Genomic DNA, 24,010 nt, shown 5'->3' with positions numbered 1-24,010 from the left:
CTCCTGACGGTGTTATTGATCACAGCCCTTAATTTTTACGCCAATCCCGGACACCACCAGCCATACCTCTTCCGCCGCCTGAGCCAGTTTTTGATTAGCGCGACCGGAAATATCGACAAAATGGCGTGCCAGGCGGTTCTCTGGCGTAATGCTCATCCCCAGTTCATTGGTCACAATATAGACAGGTGCAGTGGATTGCTGACAGGCGACAATCAGCTCATCCACCTGTTGCTGTAACTGCGCTTCGACAACCGGGAAATCAATCTCTTCTGGCGCTGCGCCGCCGCTGGCCTCATACAGCAGATTAGCCAGCATGGTGGTGATACACTCCAGCACCACGCCCTCTCCCGGCCGTAGCTGATGGCGGATCACCTGCGCGAGGTTGCGAAACCCCTCCCAGGTGCGCCAGTGTGCCGGGCGCTGAGCACGATGTTTCTCAACGCGCAACGCCATCTCTTGATCACTGATAACCGAGGTCGCAATATACAGCACATGCTGACAATGCTGTGCCGCCAGCCGTTCAACATGGCCACTTTTGCCACTGCGTGCGCCGCCAGTCACTAAAATCATCACGCACTCTCCCGATGCTCGCGCATAATGTGATAAATCTGGTCGATGTTAATATGTTCTCTCATCGCTGTGGCTAACAGATCAAACTGCTGCGAGCGATAGGTGGCGTAATCGGTGGTGACGACTAATGGCGCTAATCCCTTGCGTTGCCGCAGACTGTTCACCAGTGCGCGGGTAAAGGTATCATTATCAAACAGGCCATGCAGATAAGTGCCCATCACCAGGCCATCATCACTGACCGCACCATCGGCGATCGATTGCCCCTTTTTGTTTAACAACAGCGCCGGATGACCATCGGCTGCCCGCTGGGTTTTGCCCATATGAATCTCATAACCCTGCAGCTCAATCCCCGACATCGGCTGCAGCCAGCCCGGTAACGAGGACGCCATCTGCGCACCCACCTGAGTGGTGATTTTATGGCGGGCGAAATGGGTTATTGTATTGAGTAATCCCAGTCCTGGCTGGCAACCGAGGCCGGATTCGACTTCGTCAATAATGCGCTTTCCCAGCATCTGATAGCCACCACAAATACCGATGATCGGCACCTGCTGGCTGTGGGCAGCGAGCAGCGCCTCGGCCATACCGCTATCACGCAGCCAGCGGAGATCGCCCAGAGTATTTTTACTGCCCGGCAGGATCAGCAAATCACTGCCTGTCAGCTCCTGCGGGTGACGGATATAGCGCACCCCCACATCCGCTTGCGCCGCCAGGGCGTTGAAATCGGTAAAATTCGCGATATGCGGGAGCTGGATCACCGCAATATTAATATCGTGTGACTCGCCCGACGCATATTTGCCGTTTTGCAGCGCCACACCATCTTCATCTTCCAGATCGATCTCCAGCCACGGCATCACCCCCAGCACCGACACCCCGGTCAGCTTTTCAATCTGTTCGATACCCGGACGCAGGAGCGCGACATCACCGCGAAATTTATTGATGATCACTCCTTTGATCCGCGCCCGCTCATCAGGCTGGAGAAGCGCGAGGGTGCCGTAGATAGCGGCGAAGACGCCACCACGGTCAATATCGGCCACCAACAGCACCGGGCAGCGCGCCATCTCCGCCATGCCCATATTGACGATATCGCGATCACGCAGGTTGATCTCGGCCGGGCTGCCCGCCCCCTCCAGCACCAGCACATCATACTGCTGCGCGAGGCTGTTATAGACCTGCAAAACCTGTTCCCGTAGCTGCGGTTTATACTGATGATAACTGACCGCATCCATATCGCAGGCCACTTCGCCCATCAGCACCACCTGGGCTTTACGGTCGCTGGTCGGTTTTAACAGCACCGGGTTCATGCGCACATCCGGGGTGATCCCCGCCGCCTCGGCCTGGAAAATCTGCGCTCGCCCCATCTCTTTGCCATCGGCAGTGATCCCGGAGTTAAGCGCCATATTTTGCGACTTAAATGGCGCGGTGCGCAGGCCATCCTGATAAAAAATACGGCATAACCCGGCGACTAATACACTTTTCCCGACATCGGACGCGGTGCCCTGTAACATGATCGCCTGGGTCATGGACTCCTCCTGATGGGGTTCTGAATTTATCGCCGCCACTGCTTATTGACCAGAATGGTGGAGAAATAGGGCAATAGCTGCGTATCGCTGACTTCGCCGAGCTGTCGCCAGCACTGTTCGCCAGGGAGTGTCGCCTCTGACATCATCACTGCACAATCCAGCAATCCCGCCTGCGCCAGTAGCGCTTTGATACGGGCAAAGCGGCCATAGACTTTCATCAGCACCAGACTCTCATGGCGCTGAAGCGCGTCGGCGATGTCCGCTTCCGGCGCGGTACAGGAGAGCACCGCCAGGGATTGCTGATCCATCGCCAGGGGCATCTGTGTCCGTGCCGCAATCGCCGCAAAAGAAGTCACGCCCGGAACGATCTCCAGCCACTCCGGGTTGCCGAGACGTTGCAGTAAAAACACCCAGGTACTGAATAGCATCGCGTCACCGAGGGTGATAAACCCGACTTGCTTACCCGCCTGCACATCCTGACTCAACAGGGTAGCCACCTCATCCCAGACCGCCTCTTTTTCGGCACTATCGGCACTCATCGGGAAATGGTGGCAACGAATTTCGGCATGTTCACCCAGGTATTGCCGGACAATCGATAACGCGAGGCTATCGCCGCCTTTACGCCCGGCGGGCGCGTAGAGAATATCCAGCATTGACAGAATACGCGCCCCACGCACGGTGATCAGATCCGACGCACCCGGCCCGGTGCTCAACGCATATAATTTACCGCCGCTCATGCCGCCTCCTCTACCGCCGCGTTAAGCGCCTGCTGCAAATGAGCGACAAAAATAGCCCGCACCGCCGGATTTTCGCCAAGACCGACCAGCCACGGCGTCGCCGCAATACCGGAGGCATTAAACAACACTTTCCATGAGTCGTCGTTATCGGAGGCCATATCATTAATCGCATGATCACCGGCCACCATCATCAATGGCATCAGATGCACCGCGCTGACCCCCTCTTCACGCAGGCTGTCGATCAGAATATTGACCTCCGGATAACTCTCTACCGCGCCGACACGCGCCGCTAAGCCTTCTGCCATCATCATATGATCGAGGCAGGCGTAAGCGGCAAAGGCGTGATGGCTGGCACCATGCCCCATAAACACCACTTTTTCTTTCGCCGCCAGCGCGGGCATCTGCTGCTGCAATGCCTGTATCAGCTGGTTGTAATCATCACGCGCGCTTAGCAGTGGTGTGCCGATGGTCAGCCGACGAAACAACGGACGCAGGGTTTGCACCTGATCGACAATCTTTTCATATTCATCACCGTTAATCACGTGCAATGACTGAATCGCCACATCCTGATAGCCCTGATCGGCCAGTTTTTGTAGCGCCTGTAAAGGGGTATCGATAGTGATATTGTCACGCTGTTGCAGCTTGCGAATGATCATCCGTGAGGTAAAGGCACGAAACAGATCCCGATCGGGACAACTCGCTGCCAGATCACGCTCACAAGCCACAATATTTTTTTCACAGGTATCGTGATAACTGGTGCCAAAACTGACCACCAGAAGCGCCTTTTTCATTTTTTACCTCGCTCACTCTTTATTGGCCGCCAGCCAGCGTGTTAAACGCCGGGCAAAGTCCGCCTGACTTTCCAGTAACTCATCCCCTGTCACTAACGGTGCCGGACGGTTAATAACAATGCAGGGGATACCCGCTTCAAGACAGGGTTGTACCTTTTCCTGATAACCACCCTCCGCCCCCGAGGCTTTGGTGATCATCAGATCAGCCCGGCACTGGCGATAAAAGGCAGTATTAAATTCGGCACTGAATGGCCCACACATGGCAAAAATTTGCCCGACACCGAGACCGAGCTCCGCGCATTGCGTCATCACCTCGGCGACCGGCAGTACCCGCGCCAGTACCGTTTTCCCCGGCAGCCCGGCACACCAGCGCGCCAGCTCTTTGCTACCGGTGGTCAACAGCACCCGTTCACCAAACTGACGGGCCAGGATGCACGCTTCTTCAATGTCTTTCGCGTGATAGAGCAGCGGATGCTCCAGCCCGGCGAGCTGCTCCGGGCGCTGATAGCGGCTGAGGACAATCGCTAATGCGTCACAGGCCAGCTTGATGTTGTGGCTGACCACTTCCGCATAGGGGTGTGAAGCGTCTATCACCCAACGGGTTTGGTGCGCCTGCAACCAGGCTATCATCTGTTCGCGATCCATCCGGCCACAATGGAGCTGCCCTTTAATATCACTCGCCAGTTGCTGACCGGTGGCGGTGGCGACCGACAGGGTATAGGCGACACCGGCCGCCTCCAGTTGCTGACAGAGCGCACGGGCATCACTGGTGCCGCCTATCACCAGTACATCGCCATAATTCACAGCACGTATCCCCGTGGCGTGATCATCAGTCCGTTGTCGATATAGGTAGTTTTATTGCCGACGATCACCAGGCTGGTCATATCGACCGGTTCGAAATCCATCTCGCCCAGGGTGGTCAGCCATTTTTGCTGTTTTTTACGTCCTGCCGCTTTCACCACCCCGACCGGCGTCTGTGCCGCCTTACTGGTAGCGAGCAGCTCAAAAGCGCGCGCCAGATGGCCTTCACGGCCGTGACTGCGCGGGTTATAGAAACAGATCACAAAATCAGCTTCTCCGGCGGCGATGATCCGCTTTTCGATCACCGGCCACGGGGTCAGCAGATCACTCAGGCTGATATGGCAAAAGTCATGCATTAATGGTGCCCCGAGCAAAGCGGCGGCGGCAATGCTGGCGGTCATGCCAGGAATTAATCGCACTTCCACATCCCGCTGCTGTTTATTGACCAGCTCCAGCACCAGCCCGGCCATGCCATAGATACCGGCATCGCCACTGCTGATTAGCGCCACATTGTGCCCCTCCTGTGCCAGCTCAATCGCGGTCTGACAGCGGTCGATCTCTTTGCACATGCCGGTTTTTATCACCTGCTTATCGGCGGTAAACGCTTTGACCAGATGAGTATAAGTTTTATAACCAACGATAATTTCTGCCGCCTGTAACGCTTCTACGGCTTCCATCGTCATCATCGCCTGCGAGCCAGGGCCGATTCCAATTACGGTTAACATCAGTGTGAAACTCCTAAAGTAATAGTCACTCCCTGTTCACGCAGGGTTTCGCCTAATAGTTGTCCCTCGCTCAGCCGCCAGGCTGCCGGGCCAGAGACACTGCCTATCCCCACCGTCTGGCGGACAAACGATGAGGCAGGAAAATGGTGTTCGTACTCACGTAAAACATCGGCAGTAAAGGTTTCAAAGGGCACCTGCCAGTCAGCGGCCAGCTGAATCAGTCCAGCTTCATCCTGTTTCAGTGAAACACTACCGATGACTTTTAATGCCAGCGGATCTAAACGCTGCGCCGCAAACTGGCGGCTTAACAGGGCGTTGAGCAGTGAAAACGGGGTATCGCGCCGACAGCCGATCCCCGCCACCACGCGCTGGGGAACCAGCTTCCAGTGTGGAAGGGGCAAATCCGGTAGCTCGCTGGCGAGGGTGATGCACACCAGCGCATCCAGCGCGGGCAGTTGTTGCAGGTCGTGGACGATAATAAATCCGCGTGTCTCGCACTGGCTGACCACCTCTGTCAGCGCAGGTTCCCACCACAGCCCTACCCGTTGCTGACTGACCAGCATCTGATTGACTGTTTTTACCGTCGCCCGGAAATCTTTCATTCGCGCCTGTAACTGCAACGCCAGGGTATCCAGAGCCGCCATCTGGTTGACATCCGTCGCGGTGGTGATCACCGGATCAGCATCGAGGATCGTCGCCAGATGGCGGGTTAAGGCATTAGCACCGCCAACATGACCGGATAGCAGACTGATCACATGCTGACCGCGCTCGTCAATGACGATAACCGCCGGATCGGCAAATTTGTCATTCACCAGCGGTGCCAGAGTGCGTACCACAATCCCGGTGGCGGCAATAAAAATCAGCGCTGAATAGTGCGCAAAGGCAGCGCGGGCAGCCTGAGTAAAGCCGCCCTCAAACGGCCTGAAGCCATCCTCCAGCAATTTGGTGCTGGTAAAGCAGGTTACCGGTAGCGCTGCCGCCAGCCTTTTAGCCAGTTGCACGCCACCGGGGGTCAGGCAAAATAGCGCGATGGATTCAGGCTTTGCGGTATTCATGGCTGAATTCTGCCGCATAGAGCTTCGAGTAGTGATACTCCGTGCCAAGGAAATCGCCGACCAGAATCAGCGCGGTTTTACGAATACCCGCTGCGCGAACTTTATCGCTAATATCACTGAGCGTACCGCGTACCGTCTGGCTTTCCGGCCAGGTGGCTTTATAAATCACCGCCACCGGAGTCGTCGCAGGATAGCCACCGGCAATCAGCCGTTCCGCCACCCGATGGATCCGCTGTACCGACAGGTAAATCGCCATTGAGGTTTGATGACGGGCAAAAGATTCCAGTTGTTCGCGTTCGGGAACCGGGGTGCGCCCCTCCAGCCGGGTAATAATCAGGCTTTGTGATACTTCAGGCACCGTGTACTCTACCCCCAGTTCTGCCGCTGCGCCGAGGAACGCGCTGACACCGGGGACGACCTGCCAGCCGATACCCTGTTTCGTCAGTTCTTCTCCCTGTTCGCGTACCGAGCCATACAGCGAAACATCGCCGGTTTGCAGGCGTACCACCGTTTTTCCGGCTTTGACACCCGTCACCATCAAATCAATAATCTGTTGCAGATCGAGTTCCGCGCTGTCATGGCACTCGGCATCGGCTGGGCAATACTCCAGCAGTTCGGTATTAATCAGTGATCCGGCATAGATCACCACCTGCGCCTGTTGTAGCAGGTGATATCCTTTGAGGGTGATCAGCTCACGATCCCCCGGCCCGGCACCGACAAACCAGACCTGGCGTGGGTCAAAGGTCTCAGACATCGTGTGTTTCCTTCTGGCAGGCGATCATAAAGACCGGATTGTTGGGTTTGAAGTAGTGACCGTTACCGAGCGTGGCGAGTGTCGAGACATCTATTTGCTGGCAATCCACGTTCTGTATCCCAATCTGGTTCAGATATGCCAGCGCACTATGCAGGTTTTCGATCAGAATAAAGGTCATCACCAGGCGACCTGCGGGAAGTAACTGCTGCAAAGACCAGTCGATCAGTGCCGTCAGATGGCCACCGCTGCCGCCGATAAATATCGCATCGGCCTTTTCGGTGACCGTCACTGGCGCTTCTCCGGCGAGGATCTCAATATTACGACAGGCAAAGCGCTGACGGTTCTCTTCCAGCAGTTGCAACGCGGCGGGGTTGCGTTCAACGGCGGTGACATGCAATAAAGGGAACTGTAACGCCGCTTCTATCGAGACGCTTCCGGTACCCGCTCCGATATCAATCAGATGGTGCGCCCCCTGTAACTCCAGTCTGGATAGTGCCAGCGCACGCACCACCTCTTTGGTCATAGGCACTTTGCCGCCACGCAGAAAAAGACTATCTTTCATCAAGGATCACCACTGTGTTCATTTCATATTTTTCCCTGACCTCACTGACGGTGAGCCAGTGAAGTCGTTGTTGATCCATCGCCAGGTTTTCACCAATCACCATCCAGCGATAGCCTTTGCCGCGCGCAACCAGCTGAGCGGCGATTTCCCGTGGCCCGCATAAGCTATCCGTCACCATCGCCACTTTGTGATGGCGTGCCAGCTCATCAAAATCGACCTCTCGTCCGTGACAACTGGTCAGCCACATCTCATTCATATCGATGCCGGCCAGCGCACAGAGGTACTGTACGGCACTGATCCCAGGAATAATGGTGACGTTACCGATGCCAAAGTGGGCAATCATGCGGCTACCGATGCCGTAAAACAGCGGATCACCGGAAGCGATAATCACCACCTGTTTATCGCGCCGGGCTTCAATCCATGCCAGCAACTCTGGGATGTTGGCACCGAGCGGCCAGGTCTCGCCCTGAAAATCGGGAAATTGCTGGAGATGACGTTTGCCCCCGACAAGAACATCCGCCTGCGCGACTGCCGCATGCGCGGCGGGTGTCATCAGGTGCGTGCCAGCGGGGCCCATGCCTACCACGGTTAACATTGCAGATCCTTAACGATGTCGGCGATCGGTCGATTACTGCCCAATACCTGATTATCAAAAGAGAACATAATGGCGTCGCAAACCGGCGGGTTTTCACTGAAGCGCAACATCTGCCTGACCCGCAGACAGATGCGTTCCGCCAGATGGTTATAGATCCGCTGGAAGCCATAAGCATCGATATGTTCCATCGCGGCTTCGGTGGTATCGCAGTCACTGACCTGGGTCAGCAATTCCAGCGGCGCGCCAAGCAGGGCCAGATGGGCGACCAGGATCTCCATCCGTGCATCGGCAACATGGCTGTGGGTGTGGAAGATCCCGGCAGCCACTTTGATCAGCTTGCCTGGGTGGCCTACCAGCACGATCTGCTGGAATCCGAGACGTACCGCTTCGTCAATCATGTAGCCAATAAAGTTGCTCATGGTGACCACCTTCTCGCTGTCGATCCCCATCTTTTCACGCACAAAACGTTCGCCATGATTGCCCGGCACCAGCACCACACGCTGTAATCCGGCAGTACGCTTAATCTCCAGTTCCAGCGACAGTGAGCGTTTCCAGCTCTCTTCCGACATCGGGGTGACGATACCGGTGGTGCCAATAATCGAAATCCCCCCCACGATGCCAAGACGTGAGTTATAGGTTTTTTTCGCCCGTTCCTCGCCTTCGGGAGCAAAAATTTCAATCTCTGCGCCACGGGTCGGGCCGATGACCTCCCGCACCGCCGCTTCGATCGTCTGTCGGGGAGTGCGGTTAATCGCGGCACTACCGGTCGGCAGACCGATCCCTTTGCGGGTCACGGTGCCCACCCCTTCGCCCCCGCGCAACACGATCTCGCTACGGTCATTGAGCGTCACTCTGGCAAAAATCAACATGCCATGAGTGGCATCGACATCATCACCGCCATCTTTACGGATCGCGGCGATCGCCTGCTGTCCCTCAATATGCGGTGACTCGACATTCAGCCGCAGGGTGACACCAGATGGCGTGACAATCGACACCTGGTGGATAAGATGCTGACGCAATACCATCAGTGCCGCCACTTTCGCGGCGGCGGTCGCACAGGAGCCCGTGGTGTAGCCTTTACGCAACGCCTTGCCGTTATGCCATACCGGAGCCGCAAAAGAGGGATCACTCATAATGACCTCTGCAAGTGGTAGAGAATGGCGTTAACTATCGCGGCGGCAATATTACTGCCCCCTTTGCGACCAAGCGCAGCGATAGCCGGTAACGCACTGTGGGTGAGTGCTGTTTTCGATTCTGCCGCGCCGACAAAACCGACCGGAACGCCCACCACCCCACTGACCGTAATGTCATGTTCCAGCAAGCGGAAGAGCGCCGTCGGCGCATTACCAAAGACAAATATTTTCTCGCCCTCTTCCCTGACCGCAATATCGACTGCCGCCATCGACCGGGTGATCCCCTCCTCTTTAGCTTGCGCGACCACTCGCGGATCACTGATATAGCAGCGACACTCCCCACCAAAGCGGGCCAGTAAATTTTTGTTGATGCCGGACAATGCCATCGTGGTATCAGTGTAAATCACCGAGGGGCGACAGAGTGCCGCACACAGCCGGTCTAGTACATCATCGGAAAACCAGAGAATATCCAGCCAGTCAAAATCAGCGGTGGTGTGGATCACCCGCTTGATGATGGCTTCATGCAGCGGACTGGCAAACTGGTACTCAGGGCGCGTCTCACTAATGATGTCACCAATAATCGCGAAGCTCTTCGCCTCAATTTGCTGGGGCTGGCGAATGTATTGCATTATCTTTTATCCTCAGGCTACGCCCACCACCAGCCAGCGCATCATCAGAAACAGCGCCAGTGCCAGCAGGGAAGCAACCCACATTAATCGAATTGTTTGGGGGATATCGTCGATGGTAATGGCACGCTGTGCGTCACCCATCCACGGCTTTTGTACACATTCACCAAAGTAATAATTTGGCCCGCCAAGGCGAATCCCCAGAGCTCCGGCAACGGGCGCTTCTGCCCAGCCACAGTTAGGGCTACTGTGGTTATAGCGATCACGCCAGCCGATACGCAGTGCCTCGCGGCCCTGCTGACAACATAAAAAGGCGGCGATAACCAGCAGTAATCCACTCAGGCGGGCAGGGATATAATTGGCGACATCATCCATCCGGGCACTGACCATGCCGATCGCCCGGTACTTTTCGTATTTGTAGCCCACCATTGAATCAAGGGTATTCACCGCTTTATAGGCCATCGCCAGTGGCGCACCACCGAGCATCAGGAAAAATAACGGCGCGATAATGCCATCTACGGTATTTTCGGCGACCGTTTCCACTACCGCGCGGTTGATCTGATCGGCTTGCAGTTGCGAGGTATCCCGGCCCACAATCCACGACAGCTTTTGCCGACTGGCTGAGATGTCGCCAGCGCGCAGGGGCGTTGCCACATCCTGTGCAGCCTGCGCCAGACTGCGCCCGGCCAGCAGGGTAAAAATCATCCAGATTTCGACCACCCATGCCAGCCACGGATTAATCGCGCGTGCCAGCAGCAATACTCCCGACGCCACGGCCCAGCTGCCACCCACAACAATCAGCCACATCACACCACCACCGATGCGTAACGCGGTGTCACTGTGACAATAGCGGCGGACAATGCGCTGTAACAGCGTGATCAGATTTCCCATCCAGCGTACCGGATGCGGCCAGTTTTGCGGATCGCCAATAATAAAATCGAGTATCCAGCCGATGCACCAGGCGAGCAGTGTCATAATGCGTCCCTCGCCGCCGCCAGCCAGCGGTTTAGCATCAGCGGACGCTGTGCAAAATGAACATGCAGATAGCTGGCGAAGGTATTGCCCACCTGCCAGCCACCGCGCCATTGTTGCTGGATAACACCATCCCGTACCTTACGGCAGTCCATCACGGCCGGCAGATCGGGGGTAAAATCGGAGTAGTGAAATTCGTGTCCGCGCACCATCTCCCCGCTGTCTGCCAGTAGCGTCGGCTGACAGGCTTGCGCTTCACAATAACCAAATCGGGTCAGCCGTTTGTCCATTTTGCTGTGGCCGGGGATCAGACTGGCCATCGGATAGATATCGCCTTGTGCATCGGTCAGTGTGCTGCCGAGATACATCAGCCCGCCACATTCGGCATAGATGGCGACGCCACTTTGCTGCGCCGCGCGCAGACTGGCTAACATGGAAGTGTTGGCAGAAAGTGCCTGGGCATGCAGTTCAGGATAGCCACCGCCCAGCCAGACCATCTGACAGTCAGGCAATTGCCGGTCGTGCAGCGGACTGAAGCGAATAATCTCAACTCCGGTACGCGCCAGCAGGGCCAGGTTATCGGGATAATAGAAATTAAATGCTTCGTCATCGGCCAGCGCCAGACGCAAACCTTGTCCGGCCCCTTGCGCAGGCATTTCTGGCCATGCCCCTGCGGGCAGTTTTGCCAGTTGGCTGACTGCCAGCAACTGATCGATATTCAGTGTCTGCTCAAGGGTTGCGGCAAAATCATGCCAGGCTTGCCCGCTGATCAGCGATTCACGGGCAGTGACTAATCCGAGATGGCGCTCCGGCAGACTGATCCCGTCCATGCGCGGCACATAACCAAGCACCGGGATGGCGCAATAGTGTTCAATCGCGGTTTTCAGCAACTGGAAATGGGATTCACTGTTGACGCGATTAACAATCACGCCCGCAATCGATAACTGGCGATCAAAGTGCTGAAAACCCATCACGGTTGCAGCCACAGAGGTCGATACCGCTTTGCCATCCACCAGTAATATCACCGGACAGCCCAGTTGTTTTGCCATCGCCGCCGTGCTGCAGTAATTGGGATCGACACCGTAGCCGTCATACAGCCCCATTACCCCTTCGATAACAGCAATATCGGCCTGTTGCATCTGCTCGCAAAACAGCGCATTGAGTGTCGGGGTCGGGAGCATGAAACTGTCAAGATTACGCGAGGAGGTTCCACATATAGCGGTATGCCAGCCGGTGTCGAGATAATCCGGCCCCACTTTGTAAGGCTGAACACGTAATCCGCGTTGCTGCAATACACGTAGTAAACCCAGTGTCACTGTCGTTTTACCACATCCGCTGCCTGTGCCAGCCAGCACAAATGCGTACTGCTTTGCCGCCATTTCCCTGATCCTGTGTCAGGGTGGGTAAAGGTGAAAATGCGCATATCCCCACTCCAGTGAGGATATGCGCATGGACAACCCACTTCCCACCGAAGTTGTTGACTATCGACTAACAGGCAGGTCTTCTGGCTTAGCGTCTTCCTCGCCCATCCTTCCCAATCTTGCGATCAGTGGTTTTTACGGGGTTGTCAGCATCACAGCAGCGGGGGCTGCGGGGGATTTTTACCCCCTTCCCTGGCACAAATGTGTTGAACCTGTCAGCTTAAATTATGCGTGATTCGTTATCCTTGATAATCACTCCGCATTTTTACCACTATTAGCTAGGCTAATAAAAAAAACGCTTCATAACAATGTGGTATATCACAAAAACAACATGATAAACAAGCTGATGCTGATTATGGTGGTCGTCACCGGAAGAATAACAGTTATATCAGAGCCTGGCCCAGCAGGCGTTATTGACGCAGCCAGTCTGAACACGGATAGCGCGGAAAAAGCGCAACGGGCAGGGTTCGCCAGTGCGGCACAGGATGCGGGGGGCACTGTTACTGGCGAAGTCTGTATTGGCGCTATGATTGTCATCGCTCAGTCCGGTAGGTGATGTGGGATATTTGGCAATTGATCAGATCACAAAATCCGGGCTGAGTTCCCTCAAAGTGATCTACTATTTGGCGCTAATGAGGCCAGAGAGTACGGATTTTCATCAGGGCTCATGAAGCCGAATATATGTTTGTGACTACATTGTCAGAAAAGATCTGCCGGTGCTTGCATCGAAGATGGTGTCCATATAAGCTATTTAGAAAATTATTAGATAAATATCTATCAATAAAGACAATGTAAGAAAAATAGTCTAAACTGATTGTTATTATATGGTGCTATAAATTAATCAAATATCTAAAATTAAATCATAGATTAAAATATATATAATTGGGTAAAAATAAAACATGCGTAAATAATTAGATAAAATAAGCAAATTTTTAAGTTACATTCTAAGACATCAACCAGAAGCCATTAATCTAAAACTAGATTCTGATGGATGGGCTAATATTGATGATTTAATTATGCATGCCAGGCAATATGGTGAATCGTTAACAAAAGAACTTATTGAACAAGTAACAAAAACAAATGATAAAAAACGTTTTACGATTTCAGATGACGGATTAAAAATTCGAGCAGCACAAGGACATTCAACTAAACAAGTTAATATTAATTATATAGAGCAGATTCCGCCAGAATTTTTATATCATGGGACAGCAACGCGTTTTATAAATTCAATTAAAGAACAAGGATTAATTGCAGGTGATCGTCATTATGTACATTTATCTGTTGATGAACAGACCGCTATCTCTGTAGGGCAACGACATGGCAAACCTATTGTACTTAAAATCAAAGCCCTATCAATGTATCAACAAAGCTTCAGATTTTACCTGGCTGATAATGGCGTTTGGTTAACTCATCATGTTTCTACTGATTTTTTAATATTTGATTAAATCACTCAAAATCAGCCCGTTCCGCTTTATATTGGGCTGATTCTTCTTTTGCCAATTCAAGCCAAACAGAGAAATTACCTAAATAATATCGTTTATCCCAATCAGGAATTTTTCCATTATAACCATAATCATGAAAATAAATTTTAGGATATCCAGTTTTATCGTTTCCATCAAAACAAGCTAAAATAACATATCCATCATTAAAGAAACCTGACTGATCATTTGCTATAGCAAATGGTATTAAAGGATGATCCTTATATTTGATGAGTAATGATCCATAATAACTTAAAGACATCCCAATATCGTGACATAAAAAAACCCATGGTTCTATTTTAATAACATTATCAGCCTTTACTGTATCAATATAGCTTTGCGGAAAAGTAAAATCATTGGGTAGTATAGGAGTATCATATAAAAATATATTAGACATTATTTTTACCTTTTATTTTTGGAGATTGAGTAGAACCATTTGGATTTTGTTTAATAAAATTCCCGGGCTGATTATTTATTCGCCATTTAATTGTTTCTCCCCAGGTTTCATATTTTTCCCAGCCACGAGCTTATAGTAAAGTTCATCTGTTGGATCAGGACCATCAAATAGTCTATTCGTTACCCGTTGATCAGCATTTGTATGCTGAACCATCAGGATAACAACGGGCAAGAAACGAACCTGATTGCGGTCATCCAGTGATGTTGTAGCCACCATTTCTTTTGTGAAGCAACATCTTTTAATAATGATACCTTTATAGCCTGGCCCACCGGGTTATTGACGCAATCAGCCTGGATACGGATAGCGCGGAGAAAGCGCAGCGCACAGGCCAGCAGCAGGGTCAGACGATTCATATTCTTTCTTCCTTGTGCTTATGCTTCGCCCATAAACTTCCAGTCCACATGCTGGTCTTCCTGCAGCCATTTGGCCTTGAACGGCCACGGGCGATGGATGACTTTGACGACCCGGTCGGTGGGCATAATCTGCCCTTCGCGGAAGTAGCGCGTTTCTTCTTTACTGACACCCACATTCGGTATCCAGGCGATTTTCCAGTAACCGCTTTTCGGGCAGGGTTCGCCGGTACGGCACAGGATGCGGGGCGCACTGTTGCTGGCGAAGTCCGGCGAGCTGGGCAGTGGACGGCCAGTTTGTGGATTCAGTTGTTTTGCGTTGGCCAGGTCGACGATCAGTCTGTCGCTGGGTTTTGGAGGTTCGATATTGGCGTCGTACTCCTCTATCCATTTCAGTTTGCCATCCCAGGCCGGAAGCGGCGCAGGCGGCAGCGGGACGATTTCATTGATTTCCGGGACTTTGGGGTGGACGTAGGAGTACCTTGACAACACATCACCAATGGCTTTATAGCGACGGGAACGTTCTTCATCTTTTTGCTGACCTATATAATAAAGCTCATCGGTTGGTTCGACACCACTAAATCCATTTTCCAGAAAGCTGGCAGAACTCACATTCCCTGCGGCCACGCCCAGCTGAAAGGCTTCCAGCGACTCTTTGTAAATTTTATCTCCTTTTAAATCAATTCCAAGAGACAATGCAGCTGTACCATTACCCTGCTCTGCCGCACACCGGCGCATCTGCCGGGCAACATCCGGGGCTAAATCAATAGGGGCTAATTTCTTCCCGATATAAGCCTGTGCATCGGCACTGCCTTCATCCGCTGCCTTACGGTAGTAGCGCAGTGCCATTTCCTCATCCTGCTTCAGTCCGGCGACACCCTCCTGCAGAAAGATAGCGATAAAGTAATAACCGGTAGCCACTTTCGCATCAATTAACCGCTGGCTGAAACGCAGACGCTCCTCACGGTTCAGATGAAAATGACCGCGCAGCCCACCATTCTGTAAATTAATCATCGCTTTATAGTGACCATTCTCCGCTGCAATGCGATACAGCCGCCCTACCTCTGTATCTACAGCTTCATCCTGCTTCAGCAGATTATTTTTCTGCAGCCAGCGGGCGTATTTAAACAGTATATCGCTGTCGGCCGAGGGTTCCGGAATAGTCTCATGAACACAGGTAAATGCCAGACGGGCATTAATATCATTCAGCGGGTCCATCTGAGTCGCTCTTTTAGCACCAGGCGATAACGGTGTGCTGGCACCATCACAGGCTGCCAGCAACAGACACAGCAGCAGGGTCAGACGATTCATGTTTTTTCTTCCTTATGCTTCGCCCATAAACTTCCAGTCCACATGCTGGTCTTCCTGCAGCCATTTGGCCTTGAACGGCCACGGGCGATGGATGACTTTGACGACCCGGTCGGTGGGCATAATCTGCCCTTCGCGGAAGTAGCGCGTTTCTTCTTTACTGACACCCACATTCGGTATCCAGGCGATTTTCCAGTAACCGCTTTTCGGGCAGGGTTCGCCGGTGCGGCACAGGATGCGGGGGGCACTGTTGCTGGCGAAGTCCGGCGAGCTGGGTAGTGGCCGCCCGGTTTGTGGATTTAGTTGTTTTGCGTTGGCCAGGTCGACGATCAGTCTGTCGCTGGGTTTTTGGGGTTCGATATTGGCGTCGTACTCCTCTATCCATTTCAGTTTGCCATCCCAGGCCGGAAGCGGCGCAGGCGGCAGCGGGACGATTTCATTGATTTCCGGGACTTTGGGGTGGACGTAGGAGTAGTCTGATAAAATACTACTTATTACCTTATAGCGTCTGGCTCGTTCAGGATCTTTTTGTAATGCAAGGTAATACAATCTATCCGTAGGCTCAGGATCATCAAAACCATGATACAAAGCGATAGCAGAAGTAGTATCTCCAGCGGCTACACCTAATTGAAATGCCTTAACCGCTTCCTGGTACTTTTTATCAATTGACTGCATAATGCCTAATGAGGTTGCCGCTTGCCCTTCACCCTGTTCTGCCGCACAACGGAACATTTGCATGGCGACCTGCGGTGCCATTTTTGCAGGAGACAACTTTTCTCCAACATAGTCTTGCGCCTGTGGATTCCCCTCATCCGCCGCCTTACGGAAGTAACGCAGGGCCATTTCCGGGTCTTGTTTTAACCCGGCGGAACCCTGTTGCAGATAAATAGCAATAAAGTAGTAACCAGCGGCCACTTTCGCATCTATCATCCGCTGGCTGAAACGCAGGCGTTCTTCACTGGTCAGCGAAAAATGCCCCCTTAATGCGCCGTTTTGTAAATTGACCATCGCTTTATAATGGCCATTTTCGGCGGCAATGCGATACAGTCGCTCCACTTCTGTATCCACCTTTTTATCCTGCTTCAGCAGATTATTTTTCTGCAGCCAGCGGGCGTATTTAAACAGCACATCGCTGTCGGCCGAAGGTTCAGGAATAGTCTGGTGTTTGCAGGTAAACGTCAGCCGGACATTGATATCATTCAGCGGCTTCATCTGAGCCGCTTTTTTATCTGAAATAACAAAAGGCGTGCTGGCGCCATCACAGGTCACCAGCAACAGGCACAGCAGCAGGGTCAGACGATTCATGTTTTTCCTTCCTTATGCTTCGCCCATAAACTTCCAGTCCACATGCTGGTCTTCCTGCAGCCATTTGGCCTTGAACGGCCACGGGCGATGGATGACTTTGACGACCCGGTCGGTGGGCATAATCTGCCCTTCGCGGAAATAGCGCGTTTCTTCTTTACTGACACCCACATTCGGTATCCAGGCGATTTTCCAGTAGCCGCTTTTCGGGCAGGGTTCGCCGGTACGGCACAGGATGCGGGGGGCACTGTTGCTGGCGAAGTCCGGCGAGCTGGGTAACGGCCTGCCGGTTTGTGGATTCAGTTGTTTTGCGTTGGCCAGGTCGACGATCAATCTGTCGGTGGGTTTTGGGGGTTCGACATTGGCGTCGTACTCCTCTATCCATTTCAGTTTGCCATCCCAGGCAGGAAGCGGCGCAGGCGGCAGCGGGACGATTTCATTGATTTCAGGGACTTTGGGGTGGACGTAGGAGTACCTTGACAACACATCACCAATGGCTTTATAGCGACGGGAACGTTCTTCATCTTTTTGCTGACCTATATAATAAAGCTCATCGGTTGGTTCGACACCACTAAATCCATTTTCCAGAAAGCTGGCAGAACTCACATTCCCTGCGGCCACGCCCAGCTGAAAGGCTTCCAGCGATTCTTTATAGCGCTTTTGATCTTTTAAACCTATAGCCAGATAGTTAGCAGACTCTCCCGCTCCCTGTTCCGCTGCGCATCTGCGCATCTGTTCAGCCACATCATAGGCAGTGCCCGCCACAAAAAATTTTTCCGCAATATAAGCCTGTGCATCAGCGCTGCCCTCATCCGCTGCCTTACGGTAGTAGCGCAGTGCCATCTCTTCATCCTGCTTCAGCCCGGCGACACCGTTTTGCAGAAAGATAGCGATAAAGTAATAGCCGGTAGCCACCTTCGCATCAATTAACTGCTGGCTGAAGCGCAGACGCTCCTCACGGTTCAGATGAAAATGACCACGCAGCCCACCATTCTGTAAATTAATCATCGCTTTATAGTGACCATTCTCCGCTGCAATGCGATACAGCCGCCCTACCTCTGTATCTACAGCTTCATCCTGCTTCAGCAGATTATTTTTCTGTAACCAGCGGGCGTATTTAAATAGTATATCGCTGTCGGCAGAGGGTTCCGGGATAGTTTCATGAACACAGGTAAATGCCAGACGGGCATTGATATCATTCAGCGGGTCCATCCGGACCTCCTTTTTATCTGAAATAACAGAAGGGGCGCTGGCACCGTCACAGGCTGCCAGCCACAGGCACAATAACAAAAGTAAAGCGCGCATCAGTCCATGTCCGTAATGTTATATTTGATGTAATCAAATTTTATCAGCGGGGCCAGTGGGGGAGCCTTTACGGTTCCGTATTGCCTGCTGTAATTCTGATTAATAACATCATCCCATTTCTTAAATGCTATTTCTGCATCATCCTGATCCCCTATCCCGTTCGTATGCAGCTTCCATAACCTTCTCCGTAAGGCCTGCGTTACATCATTACGCGCATGAGCAATATTCATTTCACTGTCCACCTGCATACTCCGGGTGTTGATATTCGCCGAACCGTGGGTGGTAAAAACATCATCGATGATCATCAGCTTCGAGTGAATATAGACCGGCATCCAGTTATCCGCGGGCGAATCCAGCGCCACCAGCGAGCAGATATGCACCTTCAGCCCCGGGCGGTCCTCCGACAAAATTTTACTGGCCTTAATTTCATCCACTTTCCCTTTATAGTCTGCAATAACCTTGCCCTGTTCCGCCGCCATTTCCTGCATAACCGCTTTATCAGGTATCCCTCCGCTATCCAGCTGAGATTGATATTTCTCAGCAATACTGCCAGCTTTGTCGAAGGTTTCTGCGGTCAGTTCATTGATTTTAAGCTGTTTAACCACCCCGGATATCGCATCATTTCGTCCGAGAAGCGCAAGCATTCGCTGGGTATTCAGGGGTCCCTTTACCAATCCCTTCATCAATAACATTGGTTACCACAAACAGATGCAGGCTGCCGTGCTCTTTCGGGTCACGCCCGCCTTTCGTCTGCGCCGCCGCCGATTTAAGAATGACCTCCGCCAGCGGCGGCCAGCGAAAATACTGGTTTTCAATATAGATAAACTGTGTGGCGTTACGTACCGTCTGCAGATAGAGTCTTTCTATATCATCTGTGTATTCCTTTCCGGTCGCCTCTGACTTTTCCTGCGCCTGTGTGCGTAACAGCTGGGCAAACACCAGTGCGCCACATTCCCGGTGTATTTTGAGGCGTGACGCCTTCTCATCGGCATTACGCAGGGTCAGCAAATCCTCACCACTGCTTTTAATCCAGCCAGTCGCACCCTGCCAGGCAACAGCAAAATTATCATGCAGTTGTTCAAGAACCGGATGGGTCACCATACAGGAGATGTCCTGGCGTGGCAGATTGCCTCCTGCCCCTCTGTCTGGCGGCAGACGGTCATCCTCTGTGCGGTGTTTTGACGAATGCGCATCCGTGTCCCAGTACTCATCCAGCATGTTATGGCCCATCACAAAACCCACCGCGATTTCCGGCAGTTCATAATCCACCAGCACCGTTTTCTGATGGTGCGTCGGGGCTAAACCCATCATGCCGATTGTGGCTGTGCTGAGTTCCTTATCTGCCGCCATGGAACTCGCCCGGCGCATGATTTTTACCCGTTCAGCAGGTAGAATCCACGACCAATAAATTCCGGCTTGCCGTATTTTTTCCTGAATTTGTCTTTAAGATATTCATGCATTGCCTCTTTTAATTCCCTGTACGGCAGGTCCGGGAGACAAAGCAGCTTCTCATAATCTGTCAGTTCTTTTTCTGCCTCTTTCCGGTTTTTCACTGTATCTGCGTCCGTCTCATAATACTGGAACCACTTGCGGTCATAGGCAAACTGCTTATCCGTGGAGGTCTGCCCGGCCCGGTTTTTAATTCCCCACCTGCCGGGAAGATTGGCCTCATCGGCAACACCGGCCGCATTTAACGGATATTTCCAGCCCAGAACTCTTACCCTGATATCCCTTTCCCGGGCAATTTTTACCAGCAGTTCCCCGATACAGGGATGTTCGCCGTCACGGATAAAATACATCGACGGCTGAAAACCCCAGCAGATGATGTCCACCGATTTCTGCGCTTTCTCAATCGCCAGATAGACTTCCCTGAACGCCTCCTCGCCATTGACCAGCGGTTTCCAGCTGGCAAGACGAGGCTCATGTTTCGTCCCGTTTACTATCCACGGTAATGTTCCGGTTCCCTTCCGGGTTTCATTGATGTTAATAGGAACCGTAATTTCTATGTTTTCATCTTCACTGTTCATTCTTTTTCTTCCTTATTCGTCTCTGTCCGGTCATTAAGTACGGCGTTATACTGGTTACGCAGTTCATGGCGCTCAGTCTCTGCCGTGGTTTCTGAGGCAAAGCACTCAGGTCACGAATTAATACATTCCCTGTATCGCTTCATTCGCCCCGGTCTCCACATCATCCGCCACCGGGGTGACACTGAATATCGTCTCCGGTAGCCGGAAGTGCCGCAGCTTCAGTAATGCCAGCGGCCCCTCTCCCGCCTCCGTGCGCAGGGTGTAATTCAGTGATCGCCCGTCCGGGGCATGCCAGCTCAGGCGATAGCTGCTGTCCACCCCCGGCCACGCACTGACCGTTGCCTTGTCCAGCAGCCGTATCCAGCCCCAGCTCCCCGCTATATTCGCATACTGGCGGGTGCCCGCACGGGTGCTTATCCAGCTTAAAGTCGCCCCCGGCGCTTCACTGTCGGCTGGCCAGGCGAAACGCTTCCATTCCGGCATCTGATTCATGTAACTGAGCCGCTGGCTGTCGATAACCAGCTCGGTCTCCATCACCCCTTCCGCCGTCCCCGGGCGCAGCTCAAAATGTATTCCGCTGTTGCCGTCAGCAAAGGCCACCTCCGCTGTCTGGCTCAGGATGTTGATGGCACGGATAAACGCCGGATTAAATGTCAGCCCCCGGGCATTGATGCTGTCCGCCACCCAGTGGTTGCCCTCCCGGTGCAGCAGTCCGTTCAGCCGGGTGTGTAAAAAACGACTGATATGCCCGTTATCAGCACTGATATAGCGCGCCAGCAGGGACAGTGAGACATCACTGCTGCTGTCCGCAAACGGATAACGACCACCAAAGGCGGCATTCCATTCACTGACCACCGCGTCCTGCCACTGAACATTCAGACTTTCTGCCGCCGGGCTCAGTACCTGCTGCCATGCCTGCTCCATCGGCGCGACAAATACCGTGCGGCCAAATCCGCTCCACTCCTGACCCAGACCGGCCGCCAGCAGACTGCCATAGTCGCGGGTATCGGTGAGATCCACCGATTTTCCCTCAAATACCGTGCGCGCCAGGGTGTGGGTCATCGCCTGCGGATCGGCCGCATTGGTCACCTGCTGCAGCCGCAGCCGTACCTGGGTCACTCGCGTCAGATAGGAGGAAAATACCGGTGCCTCACCGCCACTGCGGGTTCGATCCAGCAGCGCCAGCAGAGGACCAAAGGTCTCTTCCAGTGGCCCGTGCTCACCCGCCTGCTGGTCGATGACCGGCCGCTCCTTATTGAGCAGATTTTTCGCCGATTTCACCAGCGAGGCGGCGATCGCCTCACCGCTCTGCCCGGTGCGACCCTGTACACTGAGGGTGTTCATCAGCGCCACCAGCGGCGACTGACGCACATCAGCCATCAGGGTCAGCTGGTCGATGGCATCAGATAAGGTGGTCGCCCGCTTCCAGCGCAGGCTGTTGAGGAAACCCAGCCACGCATTGCCAAAATCGGCAAAGTAACGCTCAGTCAGCCGCTGCTCCAGCGCCTGCGGGGAGATATCTTCCAGGGAGATAAGTGAGTGCTGACTGTCGGTCAGTACCCAGTCCAGCTCATCCCGCCGACTCTTCACTACCCCGGCTATCGCTGGCTTCACCGCCTGCTCCCACGCCTGGCGGGTAAACATCCCCGGCACCACTTCATCCGTGCTGAACAACCTTCCGGCATCCGTATCGCCCGTCATATCCTCAAGCCGCATATCACTGTACAGATTTGCCACCCTGGCAAGCATCTTCTGATACAGCCCCGATTCGCTGTTACGCATCCCCATCAGCCGTATCAGCAGCGCCCGGCTCTGCCCCGTCAGCGACTCGTCCGCCATCCCGTGCCAGTCAGGATGTTCCGCCAGCTGGGCACCATAAAATGACAGCAGCGATGGCGCTATTCCCTGCCAGACACCACGTTCCACGCCGTCGCGTACCGGCCAGTCCGCCAGCAGCGTTTTACTGAACCACGCCGCATTCATGTGCGCCGGACGGGTCAGCATCAGATACAGCTTCAGCTGGTCATAGGCACTTTTTGCCTGCTTCTCGCGCAGCGGGCTGTCCGGCGGTAGTGCCGTAAAGGCGCTCAGCTGCCCCTGCAGATGCGCCGCCGCCGCATCTCGCAACAGCGGCTGAGCACTGGCCTGATAACGCGGCCACAGCGCCGTCAGTAACTGCTCATTGTGACTCAGCCCGGCACGCTGATACCACGGCACCCCGTGCTCAGCCCGGTACTGCAGCTGCGCCAGCGTCTTCTGCAGCCCCGCCAGCGCCTGCAGCCGCGCCGTCAGCGACGGGCCGGTCTGTGCCGCCTGCGCAGCGATAAGCCCGCTCTCTGTTATCTGGCTGCGGTTGCTGATGTAGGATATTCCCATCCATATCGCCCAGCTGGCCATGCCTGTCGCCATCACGAGGCGCGAAACGCGCCATAACCCGACACGCTTTCTGCGGGCACACAGCGCGGGCGGAAGCTCTGGCAGAGAGGAGTGCAGCACATCCCAGCGGCTATCCCGGCCCCAGTGGTGTTTTGTCTCCCTGACGGCCTCAGGCGCCGCAGGGCTGAACATCATCCCCGCCAGTGGTAGCGGGCGGTATGGGGTCAGCAACACCGACAGTGGCTCGCTGATCTTCTCCGCGCTCTCCGACAACTGAATGCTTAAATCAAGCAACCAGCTGTAATGGGGATCGATACATATCTGTTGTATGCCCTGGGGGATCAGGGCTTCGCTGAGGGTGTTAAGCCGGGCGGTAATATCATCAGCGTTTGCCTGCGCAGGCAGCAGGTATCCCACTGACTGAACAACCCGTCCTGGCCGGGTTTCTCTTCCGGCGACTGACCAGACATAAAGTGGTAATCGCCAGCCAAGCTGATCAAAGCGGGTGTGAATACGCCGGGCAATGCTGTCCATCTCCGCCGACGACGGTGGACTGTTTTCCGCCGGGGCATTCAGGTAAGCCATGTGATCAAACGCCCGGGTTACCCACACTATGGCGTCTGCCGGGCGACGTGATAATTTACTGATATCACTGAACCATGCGTCATCCGGGGGGATATCCATATCGCCACCCCATACCAGTACGGTGCCCTGATCCTCAAGCCACAGCTGGGTACTGAGTCCGGGAGCCAGCGCGTCCACCTCTGCCGCCCGGCCGGTCAGCAACAGGATGCTCACTTTACGCCGCCATCCGCCGCCATACTGGTAATGCAGTGCCTGCTTCAGATCAGATAACCTCTCAGCACCATGAGAAGTGAGCCATGATTCACCGGCTGGCGGAGATCTGGTTGCCGTCGTGTCTTCACGCCGGATATTGCGCAAAAACAGAATAAGCTCTCCGCCATAACGGAGTAGCAGAATGATAAGACACAGGCATAAAAACGCATACAGCTTCGCCAGCGGGGTGTTCAGCCCCAGCAGGTCGCCATAGCGATAAATACCCCAGCCAATAGCTGTCAGTAGCGCGACGATAAAACCAAAGTGACCACTCCAGTGCCCGGTGTTATCTGATTTATCCATCTGTT

Annotated in this window: 25 protein-coding genes and 1 riboswitch; of the genes, 2 read left to right on the top strand and 23 right to left on the bottom strand. The window is 53.7% G+C overall.

From position 1 onward, the window contains the following. Positions 1-12: 12 nt before the first annotated feature. Genes cobU through PT300_15045 form a run of 14 tightly spaced genes read right to left on the bottom strand, consistent with a single transcriptional unit; the run spans position 13 to position 12,220 of the window. Positions 13-570, bottom strand: a complete 558-nt coding sequence (gene cobU, locus PT300_15110; protein ID MDF7681837.1) for a bifunctional adenosylcobinamide kinase/adenosylcobinamide-phosphate guanylyltransferase — start codon at positions 568-570, stop codon at positions 13-15. Next, a complete protein-coding gene (locus PT300_15105) occupies positions 570-2,090 on the bottom strand; it encodes a cobyric acid synthase (GenBank protein MDF7681836.1) in 1,521 nt (506 codons plus the stop codon). Before PT300_15105 ends, cobU begins: the two co-directional genes overlap by 1 nt. Positions 2,091-2,116: 26 nt before the next feature. Then, on the bottom strand, positions 2,117-2,827 hold the full coding sequence (locus PT300_15100) for a cobalt-factor II C(20)-methyltransferase (GenBank protein MDF7681835.1): 711 nt from the start codon (positions 2,825-2,827) through the stop codon (positions 2,117-2,119). Beyond that, the gene (locus PT300_15095) at positions 2,824-3,618 is read right to left on the bottom strand and encodes a sirohydrochlorin cobaltochelatase (GenBank protein MDF7681834.1); all 795 of its coding nucleotides are present in this window, start codon (positions 3,616-3,618) and stop codon (positions 2,824-2,826) included. Before PT300_15095 ends, PT300_15100 begins: the two co-directional genes overlap by 4 nt. Before the next feature lie 12 nt (positions 3,619-3,630). Then, on the bottom strand, positions 3,631-4,422 hold the full coding sequence (locus tag PT300_15090) for a cobalt-precorrin-6A reductase (GenBank protein MDF7681833.1): 792 nt from the start codon (positions 4,420-4,422) through the stop codon (positions 3,631-3,633). Then, complete coding sequence (locus PT300_15085) at positions 4,419-5,144, bottom strand: precorrin-3B C(17)-methyltransferase (protein MDF7681832.1); 726 nt, start codon at positions 5,142-5,144, stop codon at positions 4,419-4,421. The genes PT300_15090 and PT300_15085 overlap by 4 nt, the downstream gene beginning before the upstream one ends. Continuing rightward, the gene (gene cbiG / locus PT300_15080) at positions 5,144-6,199 is read right to left on the bottom strand and encodes a cobalt-precorrin 5A hydrolase (GenBank protein ID MDF7681831.1); all 1,056 of its coding nucleotides are present in this window, start codon (positions 6,197-6,199) and stop codon (positions 5,144-5,146) included. Before cbiG ends, PT300_15085 begins: the two co-directional genes overlap by 1 nt. Next, entirely contained in the window at positions 6,180-6,953 is a 774-nt protein-coding gene (locus PT300_15075; GenBank protein ID MDF7681830.1) for a cobalt-precorrin-4 methyltransferase, read from the bottom strand. The genes cbiG and PT300_15075 overlap by 20 nt, the downstream gene beginning before the upstream one ends. Next, positions 6,946-7,515, bottom strand: coding sequence for a decarboxylating cobalt-precorrin-6B (C(15))-methyltransferase (locus PT300_15070; protein MDF7681829.1), 570 nt, complete (start codon positions 7,513-7,515; stop codon positions 6,946-6,948). Before PT300_15070 ends, PT300_15075 begins: the two co-directional genes overlap by 8 nt. Beyond that, positions 7,505-8,110 carry a cobalt-precorrin-7 (C(5))-methyltransferase gene (locus PT300_15065; protein ID MDF7681828.1) on the bottom strand — a complete coding sequence of 202 codons (606 nt, stop codon included), beginning with the start codon at positions 8,108-8,110 and terminating at the stop codon, positions 7,505-7,507. The genes PT300_15070 and PT300_15065 overlap by 11 nt, the downstream gene beginning before the upstream one ends. Next, positions 8,104-9,243 carry a cobalt-precorrin-5B (C(1))-methyltransferase CbiD gene (cbiD, locus tag PT300_15060; GenBank protein MDF7681827.1) on the bottom strand — a complete coding sequence of 380 codons (1,140 nt, stop codon included), beginning with the start codon at positions 9,241-9,243 and terminating at the stop codon, positions 8,104-8,106. Before cbiD ends, PT300_15065 begins: the two co-directional genes overlap by 7 nt. Further along, positions 9,240-9,872 (bottom strand): cobalt-precorrin-8 methylmutase, encoded by a 633-nt coding sequence (locus PT300_15055; protein ID MDF7681826.1) that lies wholly within the window; start codon positions 9,870-9,872, stop codon positions 9,240-9,242. Before PT300_15055 ends, cbiD begins: the two co-directional genes overlap by 4 nt. 12 nt (positions 9,873-9,884) lie before the next feature. Then, positions 9,885-10,844 (bottom strand): adenosylcobinamide-phosphate synthase CbiB, encoded by a 960-nt coding sequence (gene cbiB / locus PT300_15050; protein ID MDF7681825.1) that lies wholly within the window; start codon positions 10,842-10,844, stop codon positions 9,885-9,887. Then, positions 10,841-12,220, bottom strand: a complete 1,380-nt coding sequence (locus tag PT300_15045) for a cobyrinate a,c-diamide synthase (GenBank protein MDF7681824.1) — start codon at positions 12,218-12,220, stop codon at positions 10,841-10,843. The genes cbiB and PT300_15045 overlap by 4 nt, the downstream gene beginning before the upstream one ends. Positions 12,221-12,317: 97 nt before the next feature. After that, a riboswitch (cobalamin riboswitch) is annotated at positions 12,318-12,493 on the bottom strand. A gap of 100 nt (positions 12,494-12,593) precedes the next feature. On the opposite strand from PT300_15045, the gene PT300_15040 reads away from it, so the two are divergent. Together PT300_15040 and PT300_15035 are read left to right on the top strand one after the other, a co-directional pair. After that, positions 12,594-12,818 carry a hypothetical protein gene (locus PT300_15040; GenBank protein ID MDF7681823.1) on the top strand — a complete coding sequence of 75 codons (225 nt, stop codon included), beginning with the start codon at positions 12,594-12,596 and terminating at the stop codon, positions 12,816-12,818. A gap of 364 nt (positions 12,819-13,182) precedes the next feature. Beyond that, positions 13,183-13,707 (top strand): RNA 2'-phosphotransferase, encoded by a 525-nt coding sequence (locus PT300_15035; GenBank protein ID MDF7681822.1) that lies wholly within the window; start codon positions 13,183-13,185, stop codon positions 13,705-13,707. A 1-nt stretch (position 13,708) separates the two neighbouring features. Here PT300_15035 and PT300_15030 read toward each other — a convergent pair whose 3' ends face one another. The 9 genes from PT300_15030 to PT300_14990 form a co-directional block, all read right to left on the bottom strand. After that, positions 13,709-14,137 (bottom strand): hypothetical protein, encoded by a 429-nt coding sequence (locus PT300_15030; protein ID MDF7681821.1) that lies wholly within the window; start codon positions 14,135-14,137, stop codon positions 13,709-13,711. Between the two features lie 212 nt (positions 14,138-14,349). Then, positions 14,350-14,550 (bottom strand): hypothetical protein, encoded by a 201-nt coding sequence (locus PT300_15025; GenBank protein MDF7681820.1) that lies wholly within the window; start codon positions 14,548-14,550, stop codon positions 14,350-14,352. 18 nt (positions 14,551-14,568) lie between these two features. Then, on the bottom strand, positions 14,569-15,858 hold the full coding sequence (locus PT300_15020) for a DUF6396 domain-containing protein (protein ID MDF7681819.1): 1,290 nt from the start codon (positions 15,856-15,858) through the stop codon (positions 14,569-14,571). Between the two features lie 12 nt (positions 15,859-15,870). Continuing rightward, positions 15,871-17,160: a DUF6396 domain-containing protein gene (locus tag PT300_15015; protein ID MDF7681818.1), complete on the bottom strand. Its 1,290-nt coding sequence runs from the start codon at positions 17,158-17,160 to the stop codon at positions 15,871-15,873. Between the two features lie 12 nt (positions 17,161-17,172). Next, positions 17,173-18,462: a DUF6396 domain-containing protein gene (locus tag PT300_15010; GenBank protein ID MDF7681817.1), complete on the bottom strand. Its 1,290-nt coding sequence runs from the start codon at positions 18,460-18,462 to the stop codon at positions 17,173-17,175. Next, the gene (locus tag PT300_15005; GenBank protein ID MDF7681816.1) at positions 18,462-19,106 is read right to left on the bottom strand and encodes a phospholipase D-like domain-containing protein; all 645 of its coding nucleotides are present in this window, start codon (positions 19,104-19,106) and stop codon (positions 18,462-18,464) included. The genes PT300_15010 and PT300_15005 overlap by 1 nt, the downstream gene beginning before the upstream one ends. Beyond that, positions 19,081-19,812, bottom strand: a complete 732-nt coding sequence (locus PT300_15000; GenBank protein MDF7681815.1) for a hypothetical protein — start codon at positions 19,810-19,812, stop codon at positions 19,081-19,083. The genes PT300_15005 and PT300_15000 overlap by 26 nt, the downstream gene beginning before the upstream one ends. Positions 19,813-19,835: 23 nt before the next feature. Continuing rightward, positions 19,836-20,489: a hypothetical protein gene (locus tag PT300_14995; protein MDF7681814.1), complete on the bottom strand. Its 654-nt coding sequence runs from the start codon at positions 20,487-20,489 to the stop codon at positions 19,836-19,838. A gap of 117 nt (positions 20,490-20,606) precedes the next feature. Then, positions 20,607-24,005 (bottom strand): ImcF-related family protein, encoded by a 3,399-nt coding sequence (locus PT300_14990; protein ID MDF7681813.1) that lies wholly within the window; start codon positions 24,003-24,005, stop codon positions 20,607-20,609. Positions 24,006-24,010 lie beyond the last annotated feature (5 nt).

Source organism: Enterobacteriaceae bacterium ESL0689, assembly GCA_029433525.1.
Lineage (GTDB): Bacteria > Pseudomonadota > Gammaproteobacteria > Enterobacterales > Enterobacteriaceae > JAQTIF01.
This window is presented reverse-complemented; position numbering and strand designations above follow the sequence as displayed.